An 18,375-nucleotide genomic window follows, 5' to 3' on the forward strand; every position below is an offset into this window, starting at 1 on the left:
CACAATTCACCAGATCAGATATTCTAAAGCTAATTTTATATACATAATGAATAAACGAATTCTTTTTTCATTAAGTCTCTGCGTTGCATTAACGACGCAGGCCCAAAACAATACTGCTGTATTTCGCAATGCACAGCAACCAATGGATGCGCGGGTGAACGACCTGCTGCATCAGTTGACGCTGGAAGAGAAAATCTCCCTGCTGGGTTACCGCAGTAAGGAAGTACAACGGCTGGGCATACCTGCTTATAACTGGTGGAACGAGGCGCTGCATGGCGTTGCAAGGGCGGGAGTGGCCACCGTATTTCCGCAGGCAATTGGCATGGCAGCCACTTTTAACAACGATCTCATGCATGAGGCCGCTACGGTTATTTCTACAGAAGCCCGTGCCAAATACAATTTATCGCTGGCACAGAACAGAAGACTGCAATATATGGGGCTTACCTTCTGGTCGCCCAATATCAATATCTTCCGCGATCCCCGCTGGGGGCGCGGCCAGGAAACTTATGGCGAAGATCCTTTCCTGACGGCGAATATGGGAACGGCCTTCGTAAAAGGATTACAGGGGAACGACAGTAAATATTTAAAGACCTCGGCCTGTGCCAAACACTTTGCCGTGCATAGCGGTCCCGAAGCGGGCCGGCATACCTTCAATGCCGTGGTTGATGAAAAAGACCTGCGCGAAACATATTTGTATGCGTTCAAATCATTGGTTGATGCCGGTGTGGAATCGGTGATGTGCGGTTACAACCGGGTGAACGGCCAGCCTTGTTGTACCAGTGATATCTTACTACAACAGATCCTGCGTAATGAATGGAAGTTCAAAGGACATGTGGTTACCGATTGCGGTGCACTGGATGATATCTTCATGCGGCATAAAGTAATGCCATCCGGCGTTGAAGTGGCGGCTGCGGCCATCAGGGCCGGTGTAAGTCTCGACTGCTCGAATGTGTTGCAAAACGACGTAATGAAAGCGATAGAGCAAAAGCTGCTGACTGAAAAAGAAGTGGACAGCGCGCTTGCGCATATTTTGCGCACCCAGGTAAAACTGGGTTTCTTCGATGCGGCAACCGCCAACCCATTCAGTAGTTACGGGGCCGACAGTGTGGCCAATGCCGGGCATGCCGCACTTGCCCGTACCATGGCGCAACAAAGCATGGTGCTGTTAAAGAACGATAAACAGTTACTGCCGCTCGATAAAAAGAATTATCCGGCTATCATGGTGGTTGGTTCCAACTCTGCATCCATGGATGCATTGCTGGGCAATTATCATGGCGTAAGCAGTCGTGCAGTTAGTTTTCTCGAAGGCATTACCAATGCCGTTGATGCAGGCACCCGCGTTGAATATGACCTCGGCTGCGATTATACCGATACCGTTCATTTTGGCGGTATCTGGGCAGCCGGCAATGCCGATATTACGGTGGCGGTGATCGGGTTAACGCCCGTATATGAAGGGGAAGAAGGCGATGCATTTCTCGCAGCAAAAGGCGGCGACAAACCCGACATGAACCTGCCCGCTGCGCATATTGCTTTTATGAAAGAGCTCAGGAAAAAAACAAAAACCCCGGTTGTTGCAGTCGTTACAGCGGGAAGCGCTGTTGATATTTCAGCCATAGAACCATATGCCGATGCCATCGTTCTGGCGTGGTACCCGGGCGAGCAGGGTGGTAATGCACTGGCCGATATCCTGTTTGGTAAAGTATCGCCTGCCGGCCGCTTGCCGGTAACATTTTACCAGTCGTTTGCCGATGTACCGGCATACGACAGTTACGCCATGAAAGGCCGTACCTATCGCTACTTCAATGGCAAAGTGCAGTATCCGTTCGGTTATGGATTGAGCTATACTTCATTTGCATATGAATGGCAAAAAATGCCGGCTAACATACGAACGGCAAAAGACAGTCTTACCTTTTCAATAAAAGTAAAGAACACCGGCAGCAGGGATGGTGATGAAGTGGTACAGGTGTATGTTGAATATCCGCAGGTAGAAAGAATGCCGCTGAAAGAATTGAAAGCTTATAAACGCGTGCATGTAAAAGCCGGTGGTGAAGCGGTTGTGCAATTAAGCATTCCGGCTGCAGAATTGCAGAAATGGGACCTCGCCACCCGAAGCTGGAAATTATATCCCGGCAACTATACTATTTTCGCCGGCGGCAATTCGGCCGATAAGAAAATAACCGCTACTGTTAAAACAGGGGGGAAGAGGTAAAAAGGCAACGAGAAAAGGCAACGAGAGAAAAGGCAAAGAGGCAAAGAGGCAAAGAGGCAAAGAGGCAAAGAGGCAAAGAGGCAAAGAGGCAAAGAGGCAAAGAGGCAAAGAGGCAAAGAGGCAAAGAGGCAAAGAGGCAAAGAGGCAAAGAGGCAAAGAGGCAAAGAGGCAAAGAGGCAAAGAGGCAAAGAGGCAAAGAGGCAAAGAGGCAAAGAGGCAAAGAGGCAAAGAGGCAAAGAGGCAAAGAGGCAAAGAGGCAAAGAGGCAAAGAGGCAAAGAGGCAAAGAGGCAAAGAGGCAAAGAGGCAAAGAGGCAAAGAGGCAAAGAGGCAAAGAGGCAAAGAGGCAAAGAGGCAAAGAGGCAAAGAGGCAAAGAGGCAAAGAGGCAAAGAGGCAAAGAGGCAAAGAGGCAAAGAGGCAAAGAGGCAAAGAGGCAAAGAGGCAAAGAGGCAAAGAGGCAAAGAGGCAAAGAGGCAAAGAGGCAAAGAGGCAAAGAGGCAAAGAGGCAAAGAGGCAAAGAGGCAAAGAGGCAAAGAGGCAAAGAGGCAAAGAGGCAAAGAGGCAAAGAGGCAAAGAGGCAAAGAGGCAAAGAGGCAAAGAGGCAAAGAGGCAAAGAGGCAAAGAGGCAAAGAGGCAAAGAGGCAAAGAGGCAAAGAGGCAAAGAGGCAAAGAGGCAAAGAGGCAAAGAGGCAAAGAGGCAAAGAGGCAAAGAGGCAAAGAGGCAAAGAGGCAAAGAGGCAAAGATTGAGCGGCGCAAGTTAGTAAAGTATTTACGAAGTTCGCGAGGCATTTCACGTTTGCCGTTTCACGTTTGCCGTTTCGCGAGGCCATTGACCATTGACCATTGACCATTGACCATTGACCATTGACCATTCACCACTCACGACTTAGAATCAATAAAGAAACCAGACAATGAAAAGACTAACCTTGTTATTTTTGGTGGCAGTGCACATAGCGGCGGGGCAGAACCGTTATGAATTGAACAACGGCTGGGTATGTGCCGCCATGGGATCGGTGAAAACAACGGGCGATAAAATTTCCGCAGCATCCTATTCCGTAAAAGGGTGGATGCCCGCAACCGTACCCGGTACCGTGCTTACTTCATTGCTCGACAATAAAAAAGTACCCGATCCTTTTTACGGCATGAACAATGAAAAGATCCCCGATATTTATAAAACCGGCCGCGATCATTACACGTACTGGTTTGTAAAAGACTTTACCGAAAAAGCGCCGCAGGGCAACGAGCAGGTATGGTTGCAGTTCAGAGGGGTAAACTACAGCTGCGATATTTTTCTCAATGGAAAGAAAGTGAACGCCAACCGGCACTACGGCATGTTCCTGCGGCAGAACTATAACGTTACCCGCTTGCTGAACAGCAATGGCAACAACCGGCTTGCAGTGATCGTATATCCCATCGATCCCGTTGGTAACCCCAATGGCGGCCAGGGTGGGGATGGCACCATTGCCCGCAACGTTTCGCATCAGTATGTAGCGGGGTGGGACTGGATCCAGCCGATGCGTGATCGCAATACCGGCATCTGGGACAAAGTGTACATCGAAAAAACCGGTGCTGTAAATGTAAAGAACCCGCATCTTGTAACACAGGTGCCTGGCGTTCGTAAACCTGAAGGCCCGCAGCAACCTGCGCAAATACTGGCAAGCGCCGAACTCGAGAACGCTTCCGATAAAAAGAGGGACGGCGTGTTGCAATACCAGATCGATGGGCAAACGGTTAAACAAAACATTTCCATCGAGCCGGGCGAAGTAAAAGAAGTAAAGCTGCCGGTGTTCCAGCTCAACAATCCCAAATTATGGTGGCCTGCCGGTTATGGCCCGCAGCATTTATATACAGTGAAATTCCAGTTCATTGAAAACGGCGCCGTTTCCGATGAAGAAACGGTAACCGCCGGTGTACGTGAAATTCAAACAGGCTGGAATGCCATCACCCGCAGCAAACAGGTGGCAGTGAACGGACAAAAAATATTTATCAAAGGTGGTAACTGGATCATTTCCGACGCCATGTTGCGTTTTACCGATAAACGCTATGATGCCGAGATCCGCTATCACCGCGACATGAACCTTAATCTGATCCGTGTATGGGGTGGCGCGTTGATAGAACGCCCCGAGTTCTTCAATGCATGTGACAGGTATGGCATGTTGGTGATGCAGGATTTCTGGATGTCGGGCGATTGTAACGGCCGTTGGGTCGATCCCATGAAATCGGAAGATCAATGGACCCGCAGGAAATATCCCAATGATCACAACCTGTTTTTACATTCGGTTGCCGACCAGGTAAAAATGGTACGCAATCATCCTTCGCTGGCCATGTGGTGCGGTGGTAACGAGATCACGCCTCCCGAGGATATTCTGGTGCCGATGAGAGATTCTATATTACCCGCATTGGATGGTACGCGCTGGTTCGTCGATTATTCAAACAGCGATGAGATGTCGTATAATTCACTGGGCGGAAACGGCGATGGACCATATACCATACAACCTGTAAGTCACTTTTGGGAACACCGTACCTTCCCCTTCAATTCGGAAGTGGGTTCGGTGGGTGTAGGCGATTACGTTTCATTGCAGCGCTTTATACCACCGGCCAATATGCAGTTCCCGACGCATACACCCAAAAAAGTAGATTCCGTTTGGGAATATCATAAATACATCGGGTATGATCAGTACATTGCTCCGTATGGCAGGTTGTTCGATATTGCCGACTGGACCAGAAAAGCGCAGCTGGTAAATTATGATCAGTACCGCGCCCTGTCGGAAGGTTTCAGTAACCGCATGTGGGACTGGTACACCGGTTTCATCATTTGGAAAACCCAAAATCCGTGGACGGCTATGCGCGGGCAGATGTATGATTATTACCTCGACCCCAATGCCTGTTTGTTTGGCTTGCGTAAAGGCAGCGAACCCCTGCACGTCATGTGCAACCCCGTCGATGGCATGGTTACTATCGTAAACAATACCTTCGAAGAGCAGCGCAACCTGATGTTGTCTGTGCATTTTTACGATATGTACGGAAAAGACAGTTTTGTAACGCAGGTGTTCACATATATTGAACCGTCTTCGGCGAAGCGGATTCTGTCAGTAAAGGAGTTGATGACGAACCTGTCGAAAGAAAAAGGTGTTTTCCTTTCGCTGCAGTTGCTCGATGAGAAGAAACAGGTGATCAGTGACAATTTCTACTGGTATCCCGATGAAATAGGGAACTATACCGGTGTGGAGGCACTGGCGCCTGCGCTGTTAAAAACAAATGCCAAACAGTTGGGAAAAGGCAAAATTGAAGTAACGCTGACGAACCCGCCAACCAATACCGTGGCATTTTTTAACCGGGTTACGCTGGTTGATGCCAATAAAAAAGAACGGATCTTACCGGTGTTCTACAGCGACAACTACTTTTCTATTGTGCCCGGCGGTGAGAAAAAGATCACCATTGACTATGAGTCTTCCGCTGCACCTTTAATTATAGTCGAAGGCCAGAATGTGCGGCCCCAGGAAATAAAAGTGCAGTAAACGGATCCGGATAAACAATATTAGGCGGGTTCCCTTTATCGGGAGCCCGTTTTTTTTGGGAGTCATCTGCCGGAAGTAGAGCGCCTCGCACCGGCAGCATTCCTTTATTAACGTTGTCAACTTTTTCAACCTTTCAACCCACCCAACGGTCCACCTTTCTATTTATAGAGAAATCGTTATTTTACAACCTTTAAGCACATTAAAGCCTCTATTCCCGTATGAATAATCCCCGGCTCATTATTATATGTTACTTGCTGATGCAAACCGGTTTACAAAGCATTGCCCAACAAAAGAACTCCATAGGGGTGCAGCTGGTTGAGGTAAAAGCCGGCACGTTTGCCATGGGATCGAACCGGGGAAAAGAGGATGCCGATGAAAGCCCGGTACATGAGGTAACCATCTCAAAAAGTTTCAACATGTCGGCCACCGAGATCACCAATAAACAATATGAAGCATTCGATCCGGGGCATAGCCGGCTGCGTGGCAAAAACGGGTTCTCTTTGAAAGATGATGAAGCGGTGGTGTTTGTCAGTTATGAAGAAGCTGTCGCTTTTTGCGCCTGGTTATCGCGTAAGGAAGGAAAACCTTACCGGCTGCCTACGGAAGCGGAGTGGGAGTATGCCTGCCGTGCAGGTACCGTCACCGATTACCATACGGGTAATGAATTACCCCCGGCCATGCAGAAATTACAACATACGAACCGCACACCGGTGCCGGTGTCATTGCAGGTAGCGCAAACTGAACCAAATGCATTTGGATTATATGATATGCATGGTAATGTGGAAGAGTGGTGTTACGACTGGTATGGCGCTTATACCGCCGGTTCGCAAACCGACCCGGTTGGCCGGCAGTCGGGTATGAGCCGGGTTACAAGAGGCGGCAGTCATAATACGCCCGTGCGTTTCCTGCGCTCGGCCAACAGGCAGGGGATGTTGCCGGAAGACAAACACTGGCTTACCGGGTTCAGAATTGTACAGGCGCCCATGCCCCGTACCAAAGCATTACCGGCAGCACCTCCGGCCGCTCATACCATGCAGGTTGCACAACAAAAGTTTAGCTGGAATAATATAACGGAACCATTTTTCGATGCGCCGGTTGCCTATGTAATAAAACCTGACAGCAGTTCAGGTACTCCGTACTATAAACATAATCATTGTCCGGCCATTACCTGGTGCCCCAATGGCGATCTGCTTGCAGCCTGGTTCAGCACCAATGCCGAGTCGGGCCGTGAAATGGTGATCCTGGCAAGCCGGTTGCGCGCCGGTCATAATAAATGGGATACGGCATCGATGTTCTTTTGTGTACCGGATAGAAATACCACCGGCACCTCTTTATTATACGATCAAAAAGGTATGTTGTATCATATAAACGGTCTCGAAGCTGCAGGCGACTGGCAGAACCTGGCGATGGTGATGCGCAAAAGCGCCAATAACGGCGCTACCTGGTCGAAACCGGTGTTGATCGCACCGGAGCATGCAAAACGCCACCAGGTGATTGCCGGTTCATTAATTACAAAAGAAGGCTGGATGGTGCAGTTGTGCGATGCCGATCCCAGCTCACGAGGCGGAACAGCCATGCACATCAGTAAAGATAAAGGCGCGCATTGGTCAACACCATATACCCTGCCTGTAACACCATTGTTTAAGAATGGTGCAACGGGTGGACTAATTGCGGGTATTCATGCCGGTGTGGTGCAATTGAAAGATGGCCGCTTGCTGGCGCTGGGACGTAATGATAATATTAAAGTTGATAGTACGACCGAAAGAATGCCGGTAAGTATCTCCGCCGATCTTGGCGCTACCTGGCAATATGCTCCTTCTGTATTCCCACCTATAAGCAGCGGACAACGCCTGGTGTTGCGCCGTCTGAATGAAGGCCCGCTGTTACTGGTTTCTTTTACACATAGTCCGGGTAAATCAAATGTCGAGGGCATGGATTTCACCAAACCCGATGGGAAAGTGTTTAAAGGTTATGGAATGTATGCCGCCCTTTCTTTCGACGAGGGAAAAACCTGGCCGGTTAAAAAGTTGTTGACCGATGGAACCATCAGGCAACTCGACGGTGGTGCATGGACCGGTGTGTTCACCATGGATTCGACCCATGCCGAACCAAAAGGCTACCTGGCTGCCACCCAAACGCCCGATAATGTTATACACCTTGTAAGCAGCAACTTATATTATCGTTTCAATCTGGCCTGGTTACAGTTGCCGTAATCGGCAAACTCCAGCGCGGCGTACGTCGGCAATCCTTGCCCGTCCGAAACGTAAGCGAAGGCGGGGGCAATCGGCTTGAAATTCGGGCGGCGCAAGGTCGTAACGATATCCGAATAATCGCGAACCCTTTCACGTTTCACGTTTGCCGTTTCACGAGGCCATTCACGATTCTCCTTCATTAAGGGCAATAGCTTTCCCACCCGCTATAACGGTAACATTATATAGTGCTTGGCAATTTTATGATTGTAATCATTGTTTTTAATTTTTTTTTATTTGTCTGCATCAATTTTATGCAAATGATTGCCTCTAAAAAAAGAGTTGTTAAATCTTTATTACAAAATGGTATTTGCTTACACTTAGTATTATAAACCTTATGCCTTTGTAATTAGAGCCTTGTGCCTTGACTCTTACGCCTTGTGCCCTGGCTTGTGGCCTTCCGTTAAGCCAAAGTATAACCAAAACAAAACCAGAAAACTTAACACTTCACCGACCCCTTAACTGAGAGGGCTTTAACACCATTAGGGAGCATTGCAAAATGATTAGCAGTCTGAAAATGACCGCCTGTTCATCTCATGTCATTTTGTATCCAATCTTCTTATGGGAGTTATTTATTCATCATAAAACCAATTGCTAAATGAGACATGTTCGCCTGCTAATTGCATTTTTATTACTGCATTCAGCAGTACTGGCCCAAACACGACAAATATCCGGGTCTGTCAAAGACAAGGCCGGCACCGGAATTCCCGCCGTAACAATTAAAGTAAAAGGAAAAGCCAATCAAACCGTTACCGACATCAACGGTGCTTTTAGTTTACAGGTTCCAACTGGTAAAATACAACTTGTGGCAACATCGGTAGGCTACGGTGAAACAACCGTTGATGTAGCAGCCGATCAAAGCGACGTTGCAGTAACCATGTCGGAATCAGGAGAGCAACTGGGTGAAGTTGTTGTTACCGCGTTAGGTATTTCGAAAGAAGCCAGGAAGGTAGGGTATTCTGTGTCAACCGTTGTAGGTGACCAGCTTAACCAGGCAAGGGAAACCAATGTGGCCAATTCATTAAGCGGCCGCGTTGCCGGTTTAAAGGTTTCTGGTACCAATGGCGGTCCCGGCGGCACCGTAAAACTTTTATTGCGCGGTTTACCTAGTATGAATAACCCCGGCTCGCCGCTGTTTGTTATCAATGGCGTGCCGATGGACAATACACAAAGAGGCAGCTCCGGTGAGTGGGGCGGCGCCGATAACGGTGATGGTATCGGTAACATCAATCCCGATGACATTGAAACCATGACCGTATTGAAAGGTCAGGCCGCTTCTGCCCTCTACGGATCGAGAGCTACCAATGGTGTGATCCTTATTACTACCAAATCGGGTAAACGCGGTGATTTCTCGGTTGATTATAATTTGAACGTTATGGTTGACAGGGCCATTGACTTTACCGAGTTTCAATATGAATACGGACAGGGTGTTGGCGGTTTAAAACCGGCAACTGCTGTAGCCGCCCAGGCATCGGGCAGAATGAGCTGGGGCGAACGCCTCGATGGCTCGCAGGTTATTCAGTTCGATGGTAAAATGTATCCTTACAGCGCTCAGAAAGACAATATTGAAAATTTCTACAGAACCGGCCCTTCCATTACCAATACAGTGGCAGTTTCAAGAGGGGGTGAAAGCGGTTCATTCCGTTTATCATTATCGAACCTGAGCAATGAGTCAATCGTTCGTAACAGCGGGCTCGACAGAAAGACCGTGAACCTGAACATAGAACAAAGCATCACCAGCAAGCTGTCGATAAAAATGATGGCTAATTATATTGATGAAAAATCAAAGAACCGGCCGCAGTTGAGCGATGGTCCCATGAATGCCAACAATGGCCAGTTCCTCGCTACCAATATTGACCAGAATATTTTGAAACCTGGCTACGATCCGGTAACGGGTTACGAAACACAGTTCAGCGATGATGAATATGTAACCAATCCGTGGTTTGTGGTGAACCAGTATGTAAACAATCTTGGCCGTAAACGTCTCATTACATCAACAGCCGTGCGGTACGAGTTTACCAAATGGCTGTATGCACAAGGCCGGTTGGGTTACGATATATCGCACGACCGGTTGTTTAAAGTAGAACCCTGGGGAACGGCTTATACAACTAACAGGGCCGGTAATTTACAGGACCTGCAGTCATGGGAGCGTTATGAATTGAACGTAGATGGATTGATCGGCGCTAGCCATAAGATCACCGATGACCTCAGTTTTGATGCGGCCATTGGCGCCAACATTCGCAAGAACCAGGATGAAAGAATAAAGATCGGCGGCGGCCCGTTCATTCTCCCTTATCAATATTCATTCAATAACGTACAGAATTTTAACCGGGATTATGATTTCAACAAATCGCAGGTGAATTCGGCCTACTATACTGTTGACTTTGCCTGGAAAAATTTTCTTACAATCGGTACCACCGGCCGGTATGATGCTTATTCAACCCTGCCATCAGGCAACAATGACGTTTTCGTTCCCTCGGTTTCTGCCAGCCTGATCTTCTCTGAGTTAACCCATATCAGGGACCTGAATTTCGGTAAACTAAGGGCCTCTTACGCGGTTACCAGTAACGAGCTTACAACGCCGTATGAAACCAAGGTATATTATTCCCTGGGAAATAATTTCAATGGAGTGCCCATGGGGCAGTTCAATACTTCATTGCCAAGTGGTTTGTTAAAACCTTTTACGGTATCAGAGTTTGAGATCGGCACCGAGTTGCGCATGTTTGGAAACAGGTTGAATGTAGATGTGGCTTATTTCACCAAGAAAACAAGGGATGAGATCATGAATGCCACATTCAGCATTGCTACAGGTTACACCAGTGGGTACATTCCAAATGGTCAAACCCAGAACAAAGGAATTGAAGTGCTGGTAAGCGGTTCACCTGTTAAGACCAAGGACTTCAGCTGGACTGCAACCTTGAACTTCACATCGGTTAACAACAAAGTGTTAAGAACCGATGCTGCCAACAGGCCTGTACCCCAGGGTCAGAACCGCGGAACATTAGGTAATGCCATTACAGCTTATGTTGTAGGTTTTGCCGGTCCGCAGATCCTGGCTTATGATTACAAGCGCGATTCAAAAGGTGAAATCGTGGTGGATGCATCAGGTTATCCATTGCGGGGCGATAGTTTGCTGGCCTGGGGTAGCGTGTTGCCAAAAGTGTATGGCGGTTTGAACAATGAGATCAACTTCAAGGGAGTTACGCTTTCTTTCCTGATCGATTATAATTTTGGTAACAAAATACTCAGTGCTACCAGCTATTATTCCATTCTCCGCGGCCTGAACAAAATGACACTGGAAGGCCGTAACGGAATAACAAAAGGGGTAACGGAAGCCGGCGCACCCAATACCACACAGGCCGATGCCCAGGGATATTACCGCGCACTGGCGCAAAATGTAACTTCTGTTCACGTGCTCGACGGCGATTTCATCAAACTTCGCCAGGTACAATTAAGTTATACCTTACCAGCAGCGATCGTTAGCAAATCAGTGATCTTCAGATCAGCTCAGATCTCATTGGTTGGCCGCAACCTGTGGACCATCATGAGGAAAAGTGATAACATCGATCCCGAATCACAGTTCGGTTCCAATGTTCGATACGCTGGTATTGAAGGAACAAGTTTGCCTTCAACCCGTACTTATGGTGTTAACCTGAATTTGAAATTCAAAAAATAGAGCACGGCAGAAGAGCGATTATTAAACATTAAAATTTCCCAAATGAAAAGAGGACTTATATATATATGGCTGGCAGTATTTGCGCTGGTAACGGGATGTAAAAAAGATTTCGATGCTATCAATACCGATCCCAACCAGGTAGCGCCTTCCAATTTCAACTCCGATTATTTTTTGTCGGGCAGCCAGTGGAATTATATCAATGGCATTACCGGTTATAACGGCGCCATTCTGTTCCAGAGCGGCTGGGCGCAGATCCTTGCTTCCACTACATCGGGCGCTGCGAACTATTACAGCAATATGGATAAATATGTGCCATCGGGCCAAACCAACGACTATTCGGGCCGCGGGTTCGATCTCGGTTATAAAAGCGCCCGGCTGTCGCAGGAGATCATAAAGAACTATGCCGACAACCCCGAAAAGGTGAATGTTGTAAGCGCCGCCACTGTAATGAAAGTACTCGCCATGCAGTTCGTTACTGACCTATATGGCGACGTTCCATATTCCCAGGCATTGCAGGCAGCAGCAAATATTACACAGCCGGTGTACGACAAACAACAGGATATTTATAATTCCATGTTGACCGAGCTCGATGAGGCATTATCAAAATTTGATGCGTCAAAGCCAAAACCTGCAGCCGATCTGTTCCCATATGCAGGCGATGTAGACAAATGGAGAAAGTTTGGATATTCTCTGATGTTGCGCGTGGCTATGCGGTTGACAAAAGTAGATCTGGCAAAGGCACAGCAATATGCTGAAAAAGCAGCAGCCGGTGGTACCCTGTCATCTGTTTCTGAAGATGCCTATATCAGGGGCGACAATGCCAGCGGGTACCGCAGTGAGAACTCGCGTTCTCTTATCACTCCGGCCGATTTCTACCAGGTAAAATGGAGCAAAACGCTGATCGACTTTCTTAAAGCAACGAACGATCCGCGCGTAAGCGCCATCGCAGAACTTCCACCAGCCGGCATTGCCGGGGCCCAAAATCCTGATCTTACCGGCAATAATACCTTTGCCAACCAGATGGGATTGCCTAATGGCTGGGACCTGAATGGCGGTGCAACAGATATTACCAATGCACCCGGTTATCCCGGCGCATCGGGCAATGACCCCATAGGCAATTATTCACGGCCACGTCAGGCTGTATATACCAATCTGAACAGCCCACAGTTTGTTTTAACATATGCAGAATCTGAACTGTTACTGGCCGAAGCAAAAGTGAGAGGCTGGAACGTAGGCGCTACTACGGCCGCCATGCATTATGCCAATGCAGTATCGGCTGGGCTGCAATCCCTGTCAGCCTTTGGCCCTGCTGCTACCATTGCTCCGGCAACGGCCAATGCGTATGCCGCTGCCCACCCGTTGAATACTTCATCAACAGCGGCTTCGCTGAAACAGATCAATGAACAATACTGGGCTACCACCGGCATTCTGTTGAATTTTGTAGAAGCCTGGAACAACTGGAGAAGATCGGGTTATCCCTTACTGACGCCGGTTGTTTATCCCGGTAACTTTTCGGGCGGTAATATTCCGAGAAGACAGTTGTATCCAACAACAGAGGCCTCTATCAACCCGGCCAACTACCGGTCGGCGGTAGGCAGCCTTACAGCAGGCGATGTATTTCAATCGAGGGTTTGGTGGGATAAATAACGTTTAGGGTTTATGGTTTGTGGTTTGTGAACGTTGTAGCCCCTGAGTATTATTTTTTGCTGGCTGGCATTTCGGGCTATGCAATTATTACTTAGGGGTTTCGGCCTAAAGAACCACAAACCATAAACCACAAACTACAAACTGATGGTTATATGATAAGAATACTAATTATAACGGTATTTGTTAATTGTATTTTTATTGCTGCACCGCAGTCGCAGCCCCTTTTTGAATTTTTAACTCCCAAACAAACCAATATTCAGTTTGTAAACCGCATCAGCGAAACAGAGAATCTGAACGTGCTCGCGTATGAATATTTTTATAATGGCGGCGGCGTGGCGGTGGGTGATATAAACAATGACGGGCTCGAAGATATCTTCCTGGTATCTAACATGGGCGAAAACAAGTTGTACCTGAACGGCGGGAAACTGCAGTTTAAGGATATAACAAAAGAGGCAGCGAAAGAACTGGCAGGAAGAACCGGAGGCTGGAAGACCGGTGTAACCATGGCCGATGTAAACGGCGATGGCTGGCTGGATATCTATGTTTGTTATTCCGGCAAAGTGAGCGACGATATGCGGCGCAACCAGTTGTTCATTAACCAGGGCAATGGTAAATTCAAAGAAGAAGCGGCAGTTTATGGTATCGATGATAAAAGTTATGGCACACAGGCCGCCTTTTTCGATTATGACAACGATGGCGACCTCGATCTGTTCTTACTGAACCATAGCACAAAGAAGATCGATAATATGGAACTGGCCCGGCACCGCGATGAAGTAGATGAACTGGCTGGTAACAAACTGTATGAAAACCGGAACAATCATTTTGTCGATGTTTCAAAAAAAGCGGGTATCAGGCAAAACCCGTTAACCTTTGGTTTAGGTATTGCCGTTGCCGATATCAACAAAGACGGCTGGCAGGATGTATATGTTACCAACGATTACAACGAGCCCGATTACATGTACCTCAACAATGGCAACGGCACATTCACCAACAATGCCGATAAAAGCCTGCGTTACCTGTCGCAGTTTTCAATGGGCGTCGATATTGCCGATTTCAACAACGATGCATTGCCCGACATCATTACGCTCGATATGCTGCCCGAAGACAACCGGCGTCAAAAACTATTACAGCTGCAGGAGAACTACGAATCGTTTGCCCTGATGGTAAACCAGGGGCTCAACCCGCAGTATATGCGTAATATGCTGCATTTGAACAATGGCGGCCCCCTCCCGACCTCTCCGCCAGCTGGCGGAGGAGGAGATAGGGCTCTTTTCACCCCCTCCACCGGAGGGGGCAGGGGGGAGGCTCCTTCCTTCAGCGAAATTGGCCAGCTGGCCGGCATATCGAATACCGATTGGAGCTGGTGCCCGTTACTGGCTGATTATGACAACGACGGTTACAAAGATCTTTTTGTCACCAACGGTTATTTACGCGATTACACCAACAAAGATTTTCTGCGTTACTGGGGCGATTACAAAGTAAAAAAGGCAATGGACCGTGAACCTGTTCTGCTGATGGACCTCATACGGGTTATGCCCTCAACAATGTTGCCTAATTATATTTTCAGAAACAATCACAACTGCACCTTTACCAACCAGCAGAAACAATGGGGAATGGAAAAGCCGGCCATCTCATCCGGCGCGGTATATGCAGACCTGGATAACGATGGTGACCTTGACCTTGTGATAAATAATATCAATGAACATGCGTTTGTATACCGGAATACCGCACGTGAAAACACGAAGGCCGGCTATGTTTCCCTAACGTTGCATTACAAAAAGCCCAACTGGTTTGCCATTGGCGCCAGGGTTTATCTGTATCAGAACAAAACGGTACAATATGCAGAGGTAAATCCGGCGCGCGGGTATCTTTCCTGTTTACCTGTTCGCCAGCATTTTGGTGTTCACAATTCCGCAACAATAGATTCAATAAAGATCGTTTGGCCCAACCGTACGGTGCAACTGCTTACCAACGTAGCCGCCAATAAAGAAATTACGGTTGAATACGAACAACCGCCCCAACCCATTATAGAAGAAAAACCGGTTTATGCAAAGACCATTTTTGCGCCGGCCGATAAATTATTTACTTATAAACATACCGACCTAAGCGAAAATGATTTCAAACGCCAGTTGCTGATGTTGTTCATGTACAGCAAAACGGGTCCGGTGATAGCAAAAGGCGATGTGAATAAAGACGGGCGGGAAGACCTGTTTGTAAGCGGCGATAAAAACAAACCTGCCAAAATCTATATTCAGAATACGAAGGGGCTGTTTTATGAGGAACCCAATGTTATCGGTGATGAAAATACATCCTGCATTGCGGCTTCCGCATTTTTTGATGCAGATGGCGATGGTGATCAGGACCTGTATGTTGCCAAAGGCGGTTATGCGTTGTTTGAACCCGGTACCCGGGCCCTGCAGGATGAACTATATCTGAACGACGGCCGCGGGCAATTCAAACCCGCGAAGGATGCACTGCCCAACCTGGGCGCTAACAGCAAATCATGCGTTCGGCCCTGCGATTATGACGGCGATGGCGATATCGACCTGTTTGTTGGCGGCCGTGTTATACCCGGTTACTATCCACTGACGCCAACTTCTTTCCTGCTGGTAAATGATGGCAAAGGGAAATTCACTACCGCAACCGTTCCTTTTACACAGGCAGGTATGGTAACCGATGCGCAGTGGGCCGATCTGGATAAAGACGGCCGGAAGGACCTGGTGCTTTGCGGCGAGTTTATGCCGGTAACCGTGTTTATGAACACCGCCAACGGGTTTGTTGATAAAACAAGCGCCTGGTTCAATAAGAATGCCAACGGTTTTTGGTTTACCCTGCATGTGACCGATGTTGACGGGGATGGCAATGAAGATATCATTGCCGGCAACATGGGCCTGAACACCTGTATAAAAGTATCGGATAAGGAACCGGGCGAGCTGGTGTATGCCGATTTCGACAGCAATGGTTCTGTTGATCCTTTCTTTAATTTTTATATTCAGGGTGTAAGTTATCCGTTTGTCAGCCGCGATGAATTGAATGACCAGATCTACCCCATGCGCAAACGGTTCACTTCATATGCGGCTTATGCGCAGGCAACCCTCAACGATATTTTTTCAAAGGAGGAACTGGAAAAGGCAAACCGGTTAACTGTGACCGAAACCCGTACCCTTGCTTTTTTGAACCGGAACGGGAAAATGGAACCCGTTGAATTGCCCATGCAGGCACAGTTTTCGGTAGTTACCAGTATTCTTTCCGATGATTTTAACGGCGATGGAAAGAAAGACCTGTTACTGTTGGGAAATCGTTCCGATAACCGGTTGAAGATCGGTTGTATAAATTCAAGTTATGGCTGTTTGTTAAGCGGTGATGGAAAAGGCGGGTTTAATTATATTGATCAGCCCAATTCGGGGTTGAATATAAAAGGCGATGTAAAAGCCGCTGTGGAATTAAAAGCGAACGACACAAAATATATTATAGCAGGTATCTGTAATGAAGCCATGGAATTTTATAAAGTACAGTAATATGCTTAAAGAGTCTCTTCGTTTGTTTGATATGTCAAACCGGTGCCTGGAAACGGGCGCCGGTATATTTTCCATTGCCTGCATGCAACGAATTGGAAAATATATGCTTCTGGTTATACTGTTACTGGGTCAACAGAGAACCATTGCTCAACCAACGGCTGTTAAAGCAAGGGTAATGCAGAAAAGTGAAGCGGCATTTACCCGTTATCTGCAGCCCGCCGTTTTTTCTTTATCGAAAATAATGATGCACGACGTGGTGAATCCGCCTGCGGCTGCCCGTTACTATGCCTATTGTATGCTGGGCGCTTATGAGATCATTTCGCAAAACGATTCTACGCTCACTACGCTGAATAACTTACTGAAACAATATGAACGGCCGTTGATAACCACCAAACGCGGCAGTTACGATCCCCGCATTGCAGCCATATATTGTATTATGGAAACAGGCAGGCTTATGTTGCCATCGGGTTACCGCCTGCAGGAAGAAGAGGAACAATTCATTGCACAACAAATTAAAGCCAGGGTGCCGCGGGCAATGCTCGACAGTTCGGTTGCAGTTGCCAATTACATTGCCGCGAAGATGGCCGGCTATGCCAAAGCCGACCGCTACGGTAAGTTAAGCGCACAGCTGAGGTATACCCCGGTAAAGGGCGACAGCTACTGGTATCCCACGCCGCCGGCCTATATGGAAGCGGTAGAGCCTAACTGGAAAACGATACGCCCGCTGGTGATCGATTCGTGTAACCAGTTTTTACCAAAGCCGCCGGTTGTGTTCAGTAAAGACAGCGCCAGTGAATTTTACAAAATGGCTAAAGAAGTATATGATGTTTCGGTAAAACCAACCGAGGAGCAACTGAACATAGCTTCGTTCTGGGATTGCAACCCGTTTGTTGTAGCCACCTCGGGGCATATGATGATCGGGTTTAAAAAGATCAGTCCGGGCGGCCACTGGATGAACATTGCCGGCATAGCTGCTCAGCAGGCGCACTTGAGTTTCAATGCTACCATTACTGTGCAGATGCTGACAGGCATTACCATCCATGATGCGTTCATCAGCTGCTGGGATGAAAAGTACCGGTCGAACCGCATCCGGCCTGAAACCTATATCAACCGCTATATCAATATAAAATGGCAGCCCCTGCTGCAAACCCCGCCCTTTCCCGAATACACCAGCGGCCATAGCGTGGTATCAACAGCCGCCGCTGAAGTGCTTACCTATATGTTGGGCGATAAGTTAACGTATACCGATAATTCCGAAGAAATATTCGAGATCCCCGCAAGAACATTTACTTCTTTCCGGCAGGCCGCGGATGAAGCCGCGGTTTCACGGCTGTACGGCGGCATTCACTATCGCGATGCTATTGTGAATGGGCAGGACCAGGGCAGGGAAGTGGGGATGTTTATCGTTGGCAGATTGAAGGCGGTAGGGATGAAGCCGGTGAAATGAGTTGTCTGGCAAGGCAATAGCTGTAAAAGAATGGAAATGTCCCCGTTTGAGATCCAGACCGGTACTCCTGCCTTTCTTATACAGCAGATCAAAAGGAGAGGTGAATTCCGG

General features: G+C 48.0%; 7 protein-coding genes. All 7 read left to right on the plus strand.

Annotated elements, in window-relative coordinates; translation table 11 throughout:
• Window positions 1–46: 46 nt before the first annotated feature.
• The 7 genes from A4R26_RS26525 to A4R26_RS26560 all read left to right on the plus strand — a co-directional run bounded on the left by A4R26_RS26525 (window position 47) and on the right by A4R26_RS26560 (window position 18,264).
• On the plus strand, window positions 47–2,209 hold the full coding sequence (locus A4R26_RS26525) for a glycoside hydrolase family 3 N-terminal domain-containing protein (protein WP_081169544.1): 2,163 nt from the start codon (window positions 47–49) through the stop codon (window positions 2,207–2,209).
• Between the two features lie 911 nt (window positions 2,210–3,120).
• The gene (locus A4R26_RS26535) at window positions 3,121–5,727 is read left to right on the plus strand and encodes a glycoside hydrolase family 2 protein (RefSeq protein WP_081169546.1); all 2,607 of its coding nucleotides are present in this window, start codon (window positions 3,121–3,123) and stop codon (window positions 5,725–5,727) included.
• A 218-nt stretch (window positions 5,728–5,945) separates the two neighbouring features.
• Window positions 5,946–7,940, plus strand: a complete 1,995-nt coding sequence (locus A4R26_RS26540) for an SUMF1/EgtB/PvdO family nonheme iron enzyme (protein WP_081169547.1) — start codon at window positions 5,946–5,948, stop codon at window positions 7,938–7,940.
• Window positions 7,941–8,574: 634 nt separating this feature from the next.
• The gene (locus A4R26_RS26545) at window positions 8,575–11,652 is read left to right on the plus strand and encodes a SusC/RagA family TonB-linked outer membrane protein (protein ID WP_081169548.1); all 3,078 of its coding nucleotides are present in this window, start codon (window positions 8,575–8,577) and stop codon (window positions 11,650–11,652) included.
• 42 nt (window positions 11,653–11,694) lie between these two features.
• Window positions 11,695–13,299: a SusD/RagB family nutrient-binding outer membrane lipoprotein gene (locus A4R26_RS26550; protein ID WP_081169549.1), complete on the plus strand. Its 1,605-nt coding sequence runs from the start codon at window positions 11,695–11,697 to the stop codon at window positions 13,297–13,299.
• A 152-nt stretch (window positions 13,300–13,451) separates the two neighbouring features.
• Window positions 13,452–16,817, plus strand: coding sequence for a VCBS repeat-containing protein (locus A4R26_RS26555; protein ID WP_081169550.1), 3,366 nt, complete (start codon window positions 13,452–13,454; stop codon window positions 16,815–16,817).
• A 1-nt stretch (window position 16,818) separates the two neighbouring features.
• The gene (locus A4R26_RS26560; protein WP_242675026.1) at window positions 16,819–18,264 is read left to right on the plus strand and encodes a vanadium-dependent haloperoxidase; all 1,446 of its coding nucleotides are present in this window, start codon (window positions 16,819–16,821) and stop codon (window positions 18,262–18,264) included.
• Window positions 18,265–18,375: the final 111 nt, after the last annotated feature.

Source organism: Niastella populi (genome assembly GCF_002078015.1).
Taxonomy (GTDB): Bacteria; Bacteroidota; Bacteroidia; order Chitinophagales; family Chitinophagaceae; genus Niastella; species Niastella populi.

What these genes read in the sequence shown, in the direction of transcription:
- A4R26_RS26550 (WP_081169549.1), top strand. Translation starts at nt 11,695, where the DNA reads ATGAAAAGAGGACTTATATATATATGGCTGGCAGTATTTGCGCTGGTA.
- A4R26_RS26560 (WP_242675026.1), top strand. Translation starts at nt 16,819, where the DNA reads ATGCTTAAAGAGTCTCTTCGTTTGTTTGATATGTCAAACCGGTGCCTG.
- A4R26_RS26540 (WP_081169547.1), top strand. Translation starts at nt 5,946, where the DNA reads ATGAATAATCCCCGGCTCATTATTATATGTTACTTGCTGATGCAAACC.
- A4R26_RS26555 (WP_081169550.1), top strand. Translation starts at nt 13,452, where the DNA reads ATGATAAGAATACTAATTATAACGGTATTTGTTAATTGTATTTTTATT.
- A4R26_RS26535 (WP_081169546.1), top strand. Translation starts at nt 3,121, where the DNA reads ATGAAAAGACTAACCTTGTTATTTTTGGTGGCAGTGCACATAGCGGCG.
- A4R26_RS26545 (WP_081169548.1), top strand. Translation starts at nt 8,575, where the DNA reads ATGAGACATGTTCGCCTGCTAATTGCATTTTTATTACTGCATTCAGCA.
- A4R26_RS26525 (WP_081169544.1), top strand. Translation starts at nt 47, where the DNA reads ATGAATAAACGAATTCTTTTTTCATTAAGTCTCTGCGTTGCATTAACG.